9 protein-coding genes and 1 pseudogene are annotated in these 15361 nt (G+C 59.5%); 4 read left to right on the forward strand and 6 right to left on the reverse strand.

Annotated elements, in window-relative coordinates:
* Positions 1–1126 precede the first annotated feature (1126 nt).
* Positions 1127–1561 (forward strand): hypothetical protein, encoded by a 435-nt coding sequence (locus P6U25_RS10730; RefSeq protein WP_407151219.1) that lies wholly within the window; start codon positions 1127–1129, stop codon positions 1559–1561.
* A 373-nt stretch (positions 1562–1934) separates the two neighbouring features.
* Here the strand turns inward: P6U25_RS10730 and hemN are convergent, their stop codons facing one another.
* On the reverse strand, positions 1935–3269 hold the full coding sequence (hemN, locus tag P6U25_RS10735; protein WP_407152490.1) for an oxygen-independent coproporphyrinogen III oxidase: 1335 nt from the start codon (positions 3267–3269) through the stop codon (positions 1935–1937).
* 1501 nt (positions 3270–4770) lie between these two features.
* Between hemN and P6U25_RS10740 the strand changes: the two are divergent.
* Positions 4771–5969, forward strand: a pseudogene (locus P6U25_RS10740) (IS256 family transposase).
* A 717-nt stretch (positions 5970–6686) separates the two neighbouring features.
* On the opposite strand, the gene P6U25_RS10745 reads toward P6U25_RS10740, so the two are convergent.
* Entirely contained in the window at positions 6687–6908 is a 222-nt protein-coding gene (locus tag P6U25_RS10745) for a hypothetical protein (RefSeq protein WP_280973110.1), read from the reverse strand.
* Between the two features lie 367 nt (positions 6909–7275).
* Here P6U25_RS10745 and P6U25_RS10750 point away from each other — a divergent pair, with 367 nt between their 5' ends.
* Positions 7276–8001, forward strand: a complete 726-nt coding sequence (locus tag P6U25_RS10750) for a LuxR family transcriptional regulator (protein WP_280980514.1) — start codon at positions 7276–7278, stop codon at positions 7999–8001.
* 316 nt (positions 8002–8317) lie between these two features.
* Here P6U25_RS10750 and P6U25_RS10755 read toward each other — a convergent pair whose 3' ends face one another.
* The 4 genes from P6U25_RS10755 to P6U25_RS10770 form a co-directional block, all read right to left on the reverse strand.
* Positions 8318–9052: an outer membrane protein gene (locus tag P6U25_RS10755; protein WP_280973108.1), complete on the reverse strand. Its 735-nt coding sequence runs from the start codon at positions 9050–9052 to the stop codon at positions 8318–8320.
* 117 nt (positions 9053–9169) lie between these two features.
* Entirely contained in the window at positions 9170–9442 is a 273-nt protein-coding gene (locus tag P6U25_RS10760; protein ID WP_280973107.1) for a hypothetical protein, read from the reverse strand.
* Positions 9443–9536: 94 nt separating this feature from the next.
* Complete coding sequence (locus P6U25_RS10765) at positions 9537–9782, reverse strand: hypothetical protein (protein WP_280973106.1); 246 nt, start codon at positions 9780–9782, stop codon at positions 9537–9539.
* A gap of 969 nt (positions 9783–10751) precedes the next feature.
* Positions 10752–11225 (reverse strand): NolY, encoded by a 474-nt coding sequence (locus P6U25_RS10770; protein WP_407151220.1) that lies wholly within the window; start codon positions 11223–11225, stop codon positions 10752–10754.
* A gap of 1762 nt (positions 11226–12987) precedes the next feature.
* Here P6U25_RS10770 and P6U25_RS10775 point away from each other — a divergent pair.
* Positions 12988–15099: a prolyl oligopeptidase family serine peptidase gene (locus tag P6U25_RS10775; RefSeq protein ID WP_407151221.1), complete on the forward strand. Its 2112-nt coding sequence runs from the start codon at positions 12988–12990 to the stop codon at positions 15097–15099.
* Positions 15100–15361 lie beyond the last annotated feature (262 nt).

The following is a 15361-nucleotide window of genomic DNA, read 5'->3' on the forward strand; positions in this document are numbered from 1 at the left end:
CGACCATGGGCCCGGAGACCAAGGACCTTTGACGCATGAGCGCCAGGCGATCGCGTCCGAATGTCCTATATGGCGTTCGAGCGGATCTGAAAGCTGCAGATGAGGAGTGGCAAACCCAACAGGTCCGTTGGTGCGGCCAGATTGATACTGCAATCCCAAGTTTCCTGACCTGTGATCCGTCCGGTATTCGCTGGCCACGATTGCCATGTCCCGGTCATCTCGATCAATTGCCAAGGTTGGCAGTTGACTGGTTCTCAAGGCGTCACCCGAGACCGTCGCGATCCCGCGCTTGGGTCGCGGCACAATGAGGAGATTCGGCAAGGCCGGCTCGTCAGTTACAAATCGAGTGTCAGTCACTCCAAAGTGCTGCTGGCTGACACCCGCTCTTATGCGCCGCTGTCTCGGCGAGGCGGCGTTGAACCGCAAAGTTCTGCATCGCGAACGCCGCGCTCTGCCGATCGAGGGCCGGATAGATAGACCCGCAACAAGCTGGTCGAGTCTGCAGTTCAGTCGAGCATCGAAGATCCGTGTCCGGGGGCGGTGAGATTGGCGAGTGATCCACATGATTGGTCTTGCGGGTTATGCCGGCTGCCGCGTTACTGCCGGGTGACCTGGCGTAAACCGGCGAGCAGCTCGTCGAGCAGCCGCGGTGCCCGATCAAGACTTTGCTGGCCATGCCAAGTGACGACGCCAGGCTGAGCTGCCGAACGGCAATCGAGGGAATTTCGGCTGGCGCGCATTCGAGCGCCCAAAAAGACGAAAGATAATCTGCAAGGTTCTTCTCAATGGCGACAAAATGCTGCGGCGGGGTCAATAGTGACGAGAACTGTTGCGTCGCGGTGGCGCTATGATGTAGAGGCGCGCGTGCGCAACGGTGTCGCATCGCGCTCCTCATCAAGTGCGCCTCATAGGGCACATGACCCAAAACGATGGGATAACGTTGCCGCTCAAGATGTTGTGGCGGCCGCGGTTCGCTGACCCGCTTCTGGGCGCGTCAACGGAGCCGATCCGGATCGGTGCGTCGGACGAGGGATGATGTAGATGATGGATCAAGCCGTGACGTCGGAGTTGCCGCCGATCTTGCGGAGGTCGTCCAGGCGCCCCCCTGTGTGTTCTGGTGCTCTTAGTGTTCTGCCTCGGGCTGGGCGCTGCGGGAGTTTATTTTGGGGCAAGCATCGAAGAGGTTGGCGAGGTAGCGGCCTCCCGTGAAGCTGTCGCACCGCTGGCCTTGTCTGGGCAGGACAAGGCAGCCCTGTCTGAAATTCAATCAGGACAACGCGAGGTCGGCGATGGGATCGCCGAGCTCAAGCTCAGCATCGATGCCCAACGGGCCGACCTAAAGCGAATCGCGGATCAGATCGCAGCCTTGGCTTTACGAATCGATTTGTTGCAGAAACTGACGTCCTCCGCTTCTTCTTCTTCTTCCTCTTTTGTTCCTCGTTCGCCAGACCAAGCCGTTGCGAACCCCGCCAAAAGAATGCCGCGGTCCGCCAAACCACAAGGGCCAGTTTCAGTCGGAGGGGCGCCGTTGACATCGAGCTCAAAGACAGACGAGCCTTGATGCTCTCAAGAGTGCGAACGGCGCAGTCCCGCCCGTGAAAGGCGCGAGAAATACACGTCGGACCGGTAGCTGATGCTGTTTGCCGGCCGAGCATCACGCGGCTTTCTACCATCAGATGCTTCGCGGGGAGCGGCACGCGTGGACTATCCCAAGAGTCATCGTGAGGTTTCTCGCGGCTCGCTTCGCTCAGTCAGCAGAGCGAATAATCAGCCGTGTGAGAGGAAGGTTGCAGCTCCATCGCACGCTTCGCCGGCAATGTTGAGCCGATGCTGTCAGCCGCACCACTGCAGAGGAGCGGTTGATGAATACCGAAGCGCCCGACCGAAGATGGAACGGAGCCGCAGCAGCCGCAATCTTATCCTGTCTGGCCCTGTTAATAGGGTGAGCGGCCGAGATAGGCGTCGAACGCGGAAGCAACCGCGCGAAGTACAAAGCGGTGCTCCTGCTTTACGCGGATGAAACCCTTATCGATGTCCACGAGGCCGTCCTCGGCGAGCATCTCCAGGCGTTCAGCCGAATCAAGAAAAGCGGCCGGGTCGAACCCGTGAGCGGCGCAGATGGCCGACACATCGACCTGCAAGTCGCACATCAGCCGCTCGATGATTGCGGCGCGGAGGCGGTCTTCGTCGGTGAGAGTGTAGCCCCTCGATATTGCCAGACGGCCGGCCCTGATGTGCTGGTTGTAGGAACCCGTCGCGATTTCGTTCTGGACGTAGCCATCACCAAGACGGCCGATGGCCGACGGGCCGAAGCCGATCACGGTCTTGCAGGTGTCAGCCGAGTAGCCCAGGGAGTTGCGTCGCAGCCGGCCGGCTTTCTGCGCCAGCGTAAGTTCGTCGTCCGGCAAGGCAAAATGGTCGAGCCCGATTTGACGGTAGCCGGCGGCAACCAGCGTATCGGCCACGGCCGCAGCTTGCTCGGCGCGAGCGGCGTTATCCGGGAGTGCTTCCTCGTCAATCAAGCGCTGTCGCTTCATATAGGACGGAACGTGCCCGTAGCCGAAAACCGCGAGCCGATCGGGGCGCATGGCAATCGCCGTTTTCGCAGACTGGACGCAGGACGGTACGGTCTGATTTGGGAGACCGAAGATCAGGTCGAAATTGATGCGGCGTATACCGTGTCGACGCAGACGTTCGACCGCGGTCGCCGTCTGAGCCTCGCTCTGGACCCGGTTGACCGCCTTTTGAACGATGGGATCGAAGCTTTGCACGCCGATGCTTGCGCGATTGACCCCGGCGGCTCCCAGGGTTTCGGCCATCTCAGCCGTCAACGCGCGCGGATCGATCTCGATTGCGATCGTTGCCATTTTGCTGAACATGAAGCAGCGGCGTAGAAGTTCCAATAGCTCCAGGAACGCCGTTGGCCCGATGCTGGTCGGTGTTCCGCCACCGAAGTGCACGTCACTCACCGGTAACGCCTGCGGCACGTGATCTGCCACCAAACGGATCTCTTCTCGCAGCATTGCCACAAAATCGAGGATCGGCTTATCCCGACACGTAAGCTGTGTCGGAAAGCCGCAGTACCAGCAAATCGATCGGCAGAACGGAACGTGGAGATAGAGCGATACAGGATCGTCACCAGGAAGACGCCTCAACCATCTCTCACAGGCGCCGGCGCTGACTGCCGCTGAGAACTCCGACACAGTTGGATAAATCGTGTACCAGGGCAGCCGAGCATCGCAGTATTTATCCAGGATTGAAGTCTGCAATGGTTTGCTGTCCCAGAGTTCTGTTGCCATTAACCTGTTCGCTGCGCGCGAACCTGTCTTTGCGCTATGTCAATCGGTCCGCCCTCGTTGCAAAGCCTGCGTTCCGTGATCTCCTTGCGAAGCGCGCGGCTTAGCGGCGGATCGCCGGCGAGGTGGCGTGAGACTAAATTTATCGATGATCAGCCTACATGCCGTGCCTACCTGCTAACCACCAACTCGACCCTGGTGTGATACGGCGCTCCTGCCAAATGGTTCACGCCGTGAATGACGCCGATCGAATAAGCCGGATCGCTCGATTAAGACACCTCTCGGACAGAGGCCTTGAACTCCACGTCGAGTTCCCGGGGTAATGAGTGCCTGAACGCGATCGTGCTCGGAGGACACCCAGCTTCGCCGCTGGAGGGTTTCGCGGAAAAAATATTTGAAAGCTTGAGGAGAGCGGACGCGTGAGGTCCGTTCTGCGGTGCATGACGACAGCGGCAATGTTGTGAGACGCTGACGATGAGAGCATCATGCCCTCCTTGATCGTTGTCGCAAGGCCCGCGCGATCACGAACGGGAAACTGTTGACGGAAGGGTGCGCCGAATTGGAAATCATACAACTTGACGCTACGTACGATTCAAGCTCCCGCACGGTTGCGCACGAATGTATTTTTGAACACCCGGGCTCACTCAAGCGCAGCGCGCCTCAATTCCGCCACGCTACTTGTTTCATTCCCGGCAATATCATCCGGATGTACTGATGATGTGGGGTGGACCCGGCGCACTTATTACCCGGCAAAGTGCGTCGGGGGCGCCTTGGTTCAGGGCCTTCGATGACCAGAGCCAAGCAGCTCATCTAGCTTTCATAAGAGTTTGGAACGTTCGATCCTGTCAGCACGCGTACGCGATGCGCTCTTGTGCGTCAGCACCTGCTGTCGTCTGCTCTCATGCAATCGCTTACTGCCCGTTAGGGCCGGAGCTTGTGTCATTCGCACAAAATCGCTCATGCTTTTCATCTCGGCATCGCGACGCCGAACATCGCCAAACGGACGTTCGATGGGTGGGACGCGCCAGGACGAACAGGCTCCCCAAGGGAGGCGAGGCGTGTGAAATGATATAGATACAATCTCTCGATGATCCAGCGCCGGTGGCGAGCGCCGGCCGATCGGTCGCCCTTGAACGCGTCCCGATTTTCGCTGTTTTGGAAACGAAGATTTGTCACGGCAGCCATGAATACTGGCCGAGCCAGTTTTGGGGCGGGGCGGTGAAGCGCGACATCGCCCCAAGCCGCCGGCTTGATCGCCAAGCGCCGTGCGCTCTTCCTAAGATCGTACTCACGTATGATTAAACTAACGGTTGCATATGGAACTGAGCGAAGGCCGACGGAAGATCGCCGCGATCAAGTTCGACCGGGATGGAACCAGGGCTCAATCACCACAATGTTGAGCAGGAAGCTGCTATTCTCACCGGAATAGGGGAGGGTCGGGTTGCTGATACCAACCTGATTCGAGGAACCACCGATGACCGATGAGATGATGAACCTCCGCACGCTCGTGGAGAAGACCCCTGATGCCGATCTGCTGCGCGAGATGATCGGCTTTGCCGCCCAGCGCCTGATGGAGCTGGAAGTGGAAGGCCAGACTGGGGCCGCCTATGGCGAGAAGAGCCCGAGCGCCTGGCGCAGCGCAACGGCTACCGCGACCGGACCTGGGAGACCCGCGCCGGCACGGTCGAGCTGCGTATCCCCAAGCTGCGCAAGGGTTCCTACTTCCCCGGCTTTCTGGAGCCGCGCCGGATGGCCGAGAAGGCGCTCACCGCCGTGGTGCAGGAAGCCTATGTGCAGGGCGTCTCCACCCGCTCGGTCGACGACCTGGTGCAGGCGATGGGCATGAGCGGCATCTCCAAGAGCCAGGTCTCGCGGCTGTGCGCGGAGATCGACGACAAGGTGAAGGCGTTCCTCGCTCGCCCGATCGAGGGCGATTGGCCGTATCTGTGGATCGACGCCACCTACGTGAAGGTGCGCCAGCAGGGGCGCATCGTGTCGGTCGCGGTGATCGTCGCGGTCGGCGTCAACAGCGATGGCCGGCGCGAAGTTCTCGGTATGGACATTGGTCCCTCGGAGGCCGAGACATTCTGGACGGCGTTCCTGCGCAAGCTCGCCCGCCGCGGCCTGCGCGGCGTCAAGCTGGTCGTCTCCGACGCCCACGAGGGCATCAAGGCGACCGTCGCCAAGGTGCTCAACGCCAGTTGGCAGCGTTGCCGCGTGCACTTCATGCGCAACGCGCTGGCCCATGCCGGCAAAAGCGGACGGCGTGTCGTCTCCGCCTTCATCGCCACTGCGTTTGCCCAGGACGATGCCGAAGCCGCACGAGCGCAATGGCGAAAGGTCGCCGATCAGCTCCGCCCCAAGCTACCCAAGCTCGCCGGCTTCCTCGACGAGGCCGAGACCGATGTGCTGGCCTACATGACGTTCCCGCCGCAGCACCGCACCAAGCTGCACTCGACCAACCCGATCGAGCGCCTCAACGGCGAGATCAAGCGCCGGACCGAGGTCGTCGGCATCTTCCCCAATGAGGACGCCATCGTCCGCCTCATCGGCGCGATCCTGCTCGAACAGAATGATGAATGGGCCGTCCAGCGCGCCCGTTACATGACGCTGGAAACCATCGCGCCGTTGAGCGATGATCCAACCGTCAGTCTCCCGGCTATCGCCAGCTGACCAGTCCGGCTCTTGCCGGCGAACGCGGTGTCCCACCGCCAGTTACACCACGCTCAGGGACACGATCCCGGGAAATCCAAGACATGGATGCCAAGGGCGGCCCAAGGCCGGCATGACGAGTTTGTGGAGTTATCCAACGTAAAAAGGGCGCATCGAAACCGCGGCACGAGCCGCATATGCGACAGCTCTGGGTAAAAGCGGGCGGCAGCCACCTAAACCGGCTGGCAATAAGAATAGTAGAGCTGCTGCGAATGAGTTGTCACAGCATCGCAGTGACCTTGGCATCGAGTAGTCTCTCGACGCGCGCTTGGGCTGAAATCCGGCCTGGAGGTGTCGTCTTACAGCGCCTTGCTTGATCGACGTCAACCAATGTCAGGCCGCACGAACGGCATTGTCGCATTTCCTCCTGATGTCGCGATTGCTTCAATCTGCAGTGCGCTGCAATCCTGGTCAAGTACTTGTCTTGATGGTCGATTTTCTCAGCTCCTGCGATTGGTACGACACTTGCTGCTGCCACCCCAGTTCTTCTCCCGCCTGGAGATGCGCATGCAAAGTGTCCTCTGCGTCAAGCAGGTCTCTCGGCTCCACGAGTGCCTGGGTAGCCCGGCCGGCATGCACTGGGGAAGCCGATCGCCATTGAGCCATACGATTTGTTCGCGCCGAACTGAGAGCTGCAGACGCCTCATAGTCGCGCAAGGAGCGCTCCATTCGCAACGATTAGGCCCGGCACCTCACCGATCGTGTGCTCGCCCGCAGCCACATACTGACGACCAGATGCGGGCCGGTAACGCCGATCTGCAGGATCGGGACGGGATATGACCCACTTGATTTCGTCTTCGCCGGCAAGCCGAGCATCAACCGCGCAACAGCCTTGGTGGTGTCCGGTGTCGCGAAGCGGGTCAGCACGCTGTAATTCACCAAAGTGGAGAACCTCGTCATCCCGGCTCTGGCCGAACGCTCCCTCGAGATGCAGCGAAGCGTCGTTGATGCCACGCCGCGACCTCGCAAGAGCAATTGTCGCCTCTAGCGACTTCCGAGGGTTTCCGGCACGCCCGGCGTGCTGTTTAAGCCTGGAAAAGCGAGCGTCGCCGCAGCGCTGCTGCTTGATCGACCCGCCCGCGATTTTGCACCTGCCGCAAAGAGTAACGGATCCGACAACAGCGGCTGCCACGGGCGGAGCGTCTAAGCGCGCAAAGAGTGGAGTCGGACAGTGCAGTTGATCGTACAGAACTTGCCTTCGCCCAGAGCAAGCTCAATAGAACGGCGCGAGGCTGACCGTTTGGCGCGCCCTCCAGAGGCGCCCATAATGGATCTTTTCAGCTTCACCGAATGCGCAAATCAAACGCAATCCCTCAGAGTGTTATTCGAGCTCCTGGTGAGCTGCGCGAGCAAGGAGGGATTCAGCGAAGTTGCCTACGGAGCGCTCAATTTCGTGGAGCCGCTTCGTTTTCCGGAGTATCCACCGCCCACAGTGGCCGTGAAATGGCCTGCAGATTGGTGCGATCGATATTTTAAACGCAAGTACCATACGATCGATCCAATCGTCCGCCGAACACCAATGCTTGCTCGGCCGTTTCTGTGGGATCAGCTCCCCGAGTACTATCAACTCCAGGCCGATGAAAGGCGGGTACTGAATGAAGCCAGAGAAGCGGGACTGAAGCACGGAATGAGTGTGCCATTGTTCGGGCCGCTTGGACGACTCTCGGTGGTATCGTTTGCATCGCCGTCCGACGATGTTGATCCTCGACATCGCATCAGCCATCTCAACGCGCTCGCTTGGCACTTTCACACCGCGTGCGTGGAGATCGTGCGTCCCTCCGACGACAGCTGCAATAGGAAAGTGACGCTCTCCGAGCGCGAATTAGAGTGTATGCGGTGGGCGGCAGAGGGCAAATCGTCGTGGGAAATGGGGGTAATATTGAAGATCAGCGAAAACACAGTTAACTTTCATCTCAAGAACGCGATGCGTAAACTGGGTGCGACAAGTCGGATCCAAGCCATCATTATTGCGATGCGTCTCAATCTTCTCTGAAACCAACTGCGTGGAAGTCGTGTTGAGCGAATGCAGATGTGACATCGGATCCTGACACGTCCAGGAAGTTGGCGCGGGACGTGTTGCAACGATCACAAAACGCCTCTGGGCATCGCGAACCAGAGTAGCCCATTGAGGACGATCGGTCCTGACGAGCCGAACCGGCTCGCCGGAAAAACGAGCCCGCGATCTCGAATCGGGGAGCTTGGAATGCGGCAGCCGCATGAATGATTGTTGCTCGCGACAGACGCACCAAAAGCAGGAGCCCCGACCAGAGGTCGGGGCTCCTCGATTCGTCGCCCCAAGCGCGCAGAGATCAGTACTTGGGCAATGCCGGGCCGAACTTGTAATTGAGCCGCGCGGTCACGAGATCGATATCCTGGCTGATACGATCGGTGGCGACCCCGCCAGCGGCCGTGGTGAAGGTGAGATTGCTGTCTGGCATGAACAGGTGGTCATACTCGACGCCAACCGACCAGCTGGGCGTCAGGCTGACTTCAAAACCGGCGCCGATCGTACCACCCCAACGAATATTGTCGCTCTTGGCAAGCTCGGTACCGGTAGACGCCGCGTTGATCTGATAGGTATTGCTGGTCACCGCAGCTCCGCCCTTTGCGTAGAGCAGAACGTTATTGAACGCGTAACCGATCTGACCGGTAAGCAGACCGAACGCATCGACCTTGGTGCGAATCGTATCTGCGGGGAAGGCAGCGCTCACATTGGAGCCGCTGAAGTCGGCCCAGTTACCTTGGGCTTCGAGACCGTAGACCGTGTTGAATATCTGCCAACGATAGCCGATCTGGCCACCGAGGGTTCCGCCAACCGCGTCATGGCAGCCCTCGGGTAGGATGCCCCCGGCGTCCCAGCAGTTGCGGCTCGAGCCCCAGCCGCCATTGATACCGATATAGTAGCCCGTCCAGTCATTGAGCGTGGCGGTTACGGGGGGCGGGGGAGCCTTGGCGATCGGCTGCGCAGCGAGGTCCGCGCCAAATGCAGGCGTCAACGCGCCAAGCGCGAGGATGCTTGCAGTCAAAAGCAGCAAATTCTTCATTCTGGTGTCGTTCCTTTCGATGTGCCCGGCGCTGCGCGTCTTAGCAAGATCGTCACGAATTGCTGTAACTTCAGCACAACATGTTTTCGGAAGAAATGGCTGCAATCGTACGCTGCGTCAGCTTGCAGAGTCGTCGTGATGATGCGTGATGACGACGGCAGCCGCTTCGTCCTGCCGCAGGCCATTGTCGAAAGCGGCAGGTGCGAGCTCCCACCGAGTATCATTTGTCGGGCGGGACGCAGGTCGTGTGCCCGCACTTACGACGTCATGATACTCGCCGAGCCGCGGACATTGGCGCGCCACCCGGATCTTATCGATCGCTCGGTCGTCGCTCGTTTTGATCTGGCAAAGAACGATCTCGACCGTCCAGTGGACTCGTGCCTCGATCATAAATGCTTATTCGGCGCTGGGCATTGCCAGACTGAGATCCTCAGACGCCCACCTTTAGTCCGGAAAGCGGTCGCTAACATCTCTCTATCCCCGCCTATCGTTTTGGTGGCCCCGCCAGTTCGGCACGTAGCTTTGCTATCGCCTCGTTTGCTAGCTTCAATGTGCTGCGTTCACCGCTCATAATTGAGCATTGCAGATGAGCTCGCAGTCGGCTGTGCAAAACTGTCTTGCGAGTGTGTGCCAAGATCGGATCGGCCTCGACAAAGCGCCACGCCTTATCAAATGCAGCGCTTACGAGAGCCTGCGGCGTTTGATCGGGCTTGGATAAAGTCTGGTCCATCTCAAATGCTCCTGCGACATGCTGATGCAGAGGGTGATGACCAATCCGGCTCCCCGATTTGCGTGCTCAGCGTGCCATAGTGGAGCATTGGATCCGTTGGCGGCATGCCCATTGAGGGAGAACGCGGCCGCTGACATTAATAGCAACGCTCGTTGAACTTGAGATGACCGCCGTCAGGTCTCGAAGTAATTTGCATTGCTTGTGGCCGAGTACTCTGCTTGCGGTGGCGGCCGTGCGACATGGACTTTGAAGTCGTAACCGGCTTTTGCGCTCTTCCGGTGCAGCGCTCCGATCGTTCAATTTAGCGCTTCCGAACTTTAGAGCGGCTTTCTGCAAATTTGTTTCCGGGACGCTCGTATTCGTGACATGCCCATCCGGATCGGGACTGTTGCCGAGGTGCCCGGATGCGGAAGTCCGGCGCGCGTGGCGCAGCGTTTGCTTCTCAGCGGAGCGAATCGTGCATGAGAGAGGAGTGGTGGTTCAATTGAGGCGATCATGCCTAGCAGCGCGGGCACGCTTGCCCGATTGTGGCTTCACGCAGCGTTCGACAGGTGCGGGGAGGTCGTTCTTGGTGGGTTGATGTAACCGTCAAAAGTTAGCGGTTCACCGGGTTGCATTGCATGCCGGCTCGCGTGCCCGCGCAAACGAACGATTCGCTGCCGTATCAGCTCTCGTCGGCACGCGGCCGTTGCGATAAGCATCTTGTCGTCGTAGCTCCGGCGGTCTGCAGCGTAAGCCAGGTCCCCGGTTGCTGCTCGGCTTTCGCTCGACAGCGGAAAGGATGCCGCTTAGTTCGTCGTCTGTGATGCTGGCCTCGCGCGACGGACGCATGGCGCCCGTGCGCCTTGCATCACGCCAGCAGGACAACGACGATTTGTGTCGAAGAGGAATTGCGGCAGGCCGGAAAGATGCTTGTTGGCAGCTCGCAATCTGAGAGAATAGTCTTCGGATAATGCGGCATCAGAGCATCTATGAACTGCACGCGCAAGGATTGGAGGTCGGCTTTATCAATCGGCAGGAGCAAAGGGCCGCAGGAGTTGGATCGGAAACATGCAGCCGACCCTCGGTAATCACGGCATGCGACAAAATGAACTTGGCGACTGTCGACCGGTTGGTTGGAGTTTGCAAGGCTTCTGGTAAGGCAGCGATCGCGAGGTCAAAAATTCTGCCGAGAAGCTGAAGGTCTTCCGGATAGTAGACAACGTTGGGTCCCTGTAATATTCGTCCGGTTTCCCGCTCGCCAACGCCATCGCTGGTTCTCGGCCTATCGAGGCTATCGCGCTCTGTTTCCGCCACTATCAGTGCGCTTGTCAGCGCGTTGAGCAACTGAATCGTTTCGCGAGCACCATTGTCTTCGCAAACGGGTCCTGCGCTGGCGTCTGCCAGCTGGTTGGCGCCGTGTTTGAAGCAGTGAGTGTTTGAATCGCAACGCTCGATGTCCACTGTATTTCTCCGGATTAATCGAAAATGAGTGATAAGTGCGGGAAGACGAGTCGTCTTCCCAATTCCGCTTGGTAGGTCTTGACCTCGCGCGGAAACCGCGGGCGGTGTCGATCAATGACCTGCGTCTTCGCAATCGACGTCCGTTGAAAGTCAGGCGCGTAGGTGCCGGACTCGGGGCCGCAGCGCCCTGGTCTTCATCATCGTTACAAATCGCACAACCTCCCCATGACGTTCCGGTATGATCGTGAACTGCTCTGATGCGCGGCGGGTGCACGGAGCGTATCTTGACGCTGAGATACGACGACATGAACCATTGGCGGGGGCGTGGAGAGCGATCACGTCATCGGACACTGGCGAACGGCTTTCCGACAAGCACACAGCGCTTGTCGCTTCCAAAAAATCGGCGAGAGCCGGGCATAAGACGCGAGCGAACTATCGGCCGTAGCGGGCAGGTCCACTGCGAGATTGCTTACTCATCGAGATTGCCAAGCAGGCGGCTTGAGAAGCGCTGTCATGAAAAGCACGAAAAAAACCGGACGAGCTGCGATGATCAAATGGCCGAACGTTCTGTCATTGGTCCGACGCAGAGGAGCAGATGCATTGCGTAAGAGCACAAACTCGTTTCGCCGGAGAGCAGCCCGGACTGATCGGCGGAAGGTGGCGGCCGTGCCGGTGGCCAGTCTGACGACCCGCGCAGGGCTGCACAAGGCGGTCCTGGCGATTGGCGACAGTTCGTTGGCTTGGCTCTCGCGCGGCGTACCCACGCGCACCAGCCGATCAAAGGAGGCGAGACCCAATCGTTCTGATTGCTCGCTTGGCGAAAGATGATTGTTATTGGCCGAGCGCGTGATCGGGCGAGGTGAACCGACTGCCACGGCTGCGCGATGATCGCAAGCTGACGGGCAGGGACCTCGATGTTGGGGCAACAGCTTGCTCGCAAAAGGTCGCTTCGGCCTGCAGGGACCGAAGATCTGGAATTGCTCGTGATGTGACATTCCGGGGATGCTTTTTAAGAATTGGCAGTTGAGTATGGGCGTTCGACTGGAACCGGTAAAATCCATTGTGTTTATGGAACGCATCCAGGCCACCGATCGGCCGTGGTCGATGCGCGGATAGCCTCATGCGTGTGCCTTGAGGCAAGTGCGGGATATGGGTCGATGGTCATGATTGGCGACTGCGTCCCTGAACCACGAGCACTCAGCATATATCCGTCATAGGTGCGATATGGGCGGACTTGGTCCGGCTTCTGCGCGCTTCGACATACGGACCGATCGTCTCAAAATCGAGGACCTAGGAGCTTGCCAATGACCAGGGCGGACTCGCCGAAGCGATAAGCAGATCCGAATCTGTATCGGCTTGGGCGAGGGAATAGCGTTGCGGGAATGTACCCCCATAGCGTCAGGCAGGCGGCCTCGGACCGGGTTTCGATGCCCTCGGCGACCGGGATAAGCGATACGAAAGCCCGCTACTGTACTGGACTTTCGGCTTCTGCAACGAGCAGGTGTCGTCAGTCCCGACATATACAAAGTGCGGCCCAGCCGGGACGATGACGATTGGTTGTGACGGTGACCATCTCCTCGAGGAGAGCGCTTGAACGTCAGCCTGCCGACGGAGCAAATTGACTTCGGCATGGAACATCGGAGAGTTGTTAATCGGACCGATCGGGAGACGAGCCCTACCAGAACTCGTAGTTGGTCCACTCTCGGGAATACGACTACCTGTGGGGCGGACTGTTCGAAGGCTGCCGAGGTTGGAGTGAAGCGTGGTCAAGGCAAAGTCGCGAGTTGAAAAGCCCACGCTCGCTGATCCAGACGATGATCCCTATCTGTGGCTGGAACAGATCGAAGGCAGAAGAGCGCTTGACTTTGTCGAGCGGCAGAAGAGTAGAACGCTGCAAGCGTTTGGCGGTGCGGCAACCGGCCGCGATCGCGACACGCTCACGGCGATCTACGACCGGCCAGACAATATTCCCTATGTCAGCCGGCGCGGTGGCTATCTCTACAATCTCTGGAAGGATGCTGACAATCCACGCGGGCTCTGGCGGCGAACCACTTTAAAGGAATTTCGCAAGCCGGAGCCGAGGTGGGAATTCCTCCTCGACATCGATCAGCTCGCCGCCGCCGAGGGTGAAGACTGGCTATTGAGGGCGACAGCCTGGCTGCCTGGGTCTCATTCGCGGACGATTTTGAGCCTGTCGCGCGGCGGCGGCGATGCGGTCACTCTGCGAGAGTTCGATACCGAGGCGAAAAGCTTTGTTCGCGGCGGCTTCCTCCTGCCGGAAGCCAAGAGCAGCGTCGATTGGCTCGACCCGGACACGCTGGTGCTGTCAAGCTCTTATGGAGACGGCATGGCGACGACCGCCGGTTATGCACGCACGGTGAGACTGTGGCGGCGCGGCACGCGAGCGAACCAAGCGACAGTCACGTTTGAGACCACAACCGATCATGTGGGCGTCCGTTGCGCAGTCGACCACACCGCTGCATCGCCAAGGATGTGGTACGTGGACGACGCGGACTTCTTCAATTCTGTCGTCTGGCTCGGCGATAGATCGGGCCCGACGACGAAGCTGGATCTGCCGAGCAGCATCCGGATACAGCCTCATCGCGACTGGCTTGCCATGAAGCCCCGCGAAACCTGGTCTCCGGCCAGGCAGACCTATGCCGCGGATACGGTCCTCGTCACCTCATTGGCGGCTTTCCTCGGAGGCAACCGTCAGTTCGACATTCTCTTCGAACCGGGCCCGCGCCGCGCGCTGCAGGGATTTTTTTGGAGCGCAGGCAGGCTTGTGCTCTCCATTCTGGACGAACTGCGGCCTGTCTTCGAAATAGCTACGCCGCACGCCGACGGTTGGACCCGCGAGCAGTTGCGTGGACTGCCCGATATCGGTGTCGCGGACGTCTGGCCTCTCGATCGCTATCCGTCCGAGAGCAATGGCGACTTGCTGGCCAACATCCAGGATCCGCTTACGCCTCCGTCACTGATGTTGATCGAGCAAGGTGTCGCCAGTCCGGCCGTGCTCAAGCGGGAGCCCAAAGCGTTTGCCGCGGATGGTCTTGTGGTCACGCGACATGAGGCCGTCTCGGTCGATGGCAAGCGCATTCCTTACGTAGAAACTGGTCCTGCGGACCAGACGGGCAAAGCGCCGGTCCATATGAGCGGCTATGGCGGCTTTGGGCTTTCGATGAAACCATATTACAATTCGGCGCTCGGCAAGCTGTGGCTGGAGCGCGGCGGCACCACGGTGCTGGCGAATTTGCGCGGTGGCGGTGAGTTCGGCACGCGCTGGCACGACGCCGGCCGCTTCGCCGGCAAGAGATTGTCGCACGATGATTTCGCAGCGGTCGCCGCCGATCTCGTCCGCCGCGGCGTGACACGGCCGAAATGCATCGTCGCCGAGGGCGGATCGAACGGCGGCCTCCTCATCGCCAACATGCTCACGCGATATCCTGAGCGCTTCGGCGCGCTGTTCTGCACGGTCCCGCTGATCGACATGCGTCGCTACACCAAGCTGCTCGCGGGAACGAGCTGGATCGCTGAATATGGCGATCCCGACAAGGCAGAAGACTGGAATTGGCTGAAAACCTATTCGGCCTATCATGCCGCAAAGCCTGGCCGGCCCTATCCGCCGATCCTGATCGCCACCACGCGGCGCGACGATCGCGTTCATCCCGGCCATGCCCGCAAGATGGTGGCGAAGCTGCAAGCGATGGGCTATGAGGCCTATCTCTACGAACTCGCCGCGGGCGGCCACAGCTATGGCAAGAACAACAAGGAGCGGGCCGGCTTTCAAGCGCTCGGTTTCAGCTTCCTGAAGAGCAAGATCGGCTGGCTGGATGATGAAAATCCAACGAGGCAAGTGTCCACGACCTCGTAAATGCCAGTGCGATTATTGAGCAATATTTCGGCAAGCTCGGCTTAGGACGAGCCAAATCTCTGTGCCATGTACAACGATGTCAGCCGCGGCCTGCGCTAATGGCCAAAGACAGGCAGAGTGCCTTCGAGGCGATATTGTTTGCCGCATCAAAAAAGGATGACAATCTGTCTGCAGAGATTGTCGCGCTACCATTTGTCGAAGTGACGATTGGAAATCTGGTCGGATCTCCAGGCGCCTTCTCTCACAGCGTAGCCTTCCAACG

This window comes from Bradyrhizobium sp. ORS 86, from assembly GCF_045571475.1.
Classification (GTDB): domain Bacteria; phylum Pseudomonadota; class Alphaproteobacteria; order Rhizobiales; family Xanthobacteraceae; genus Bradyrhizobium.

Excerpts from the sequence above, each read along its gene's own strand:
- P6U25_RS10745 (WP_280973110.1), bottom strand. The coding sequence starts at position 6,908 with ATGACGAGGTTCTCCACTTTGGTGAATTACAGCGTGCTGACCCGCTTC.
- P6U25_RS10750 (WP_280980514.1), top strand. The coding sequence starts at position 7,276 with ATGGATCTTTTCAGCTTCACCGAATGCGCAAATCAAACGCAATCCCTC.
- P6U25_RS10755 (WP_280973108.1), bottom strand. The coding sequence starts at position 9,052 with ATGAAGAATTTGCTGCTTTTGACTGCAAGCATCCTCGCGCTTGGCGCG.
- P6U25_RS10760 (WP_280973107.1), bottom strand. The coding sequence starts at position 9,442 with ATGATCGAGGCACGAGTCCACTGGACGGTCGAGATCGTTCTTTGCCAG.
- P6U25_RS10765 (WP_280973106.1), bottom strand. The coding sequence starts at position 9,782 with ATGGACCAGACTTTATCCAAGCCCGATCAAACGCCGCAGGCTCTCGTA.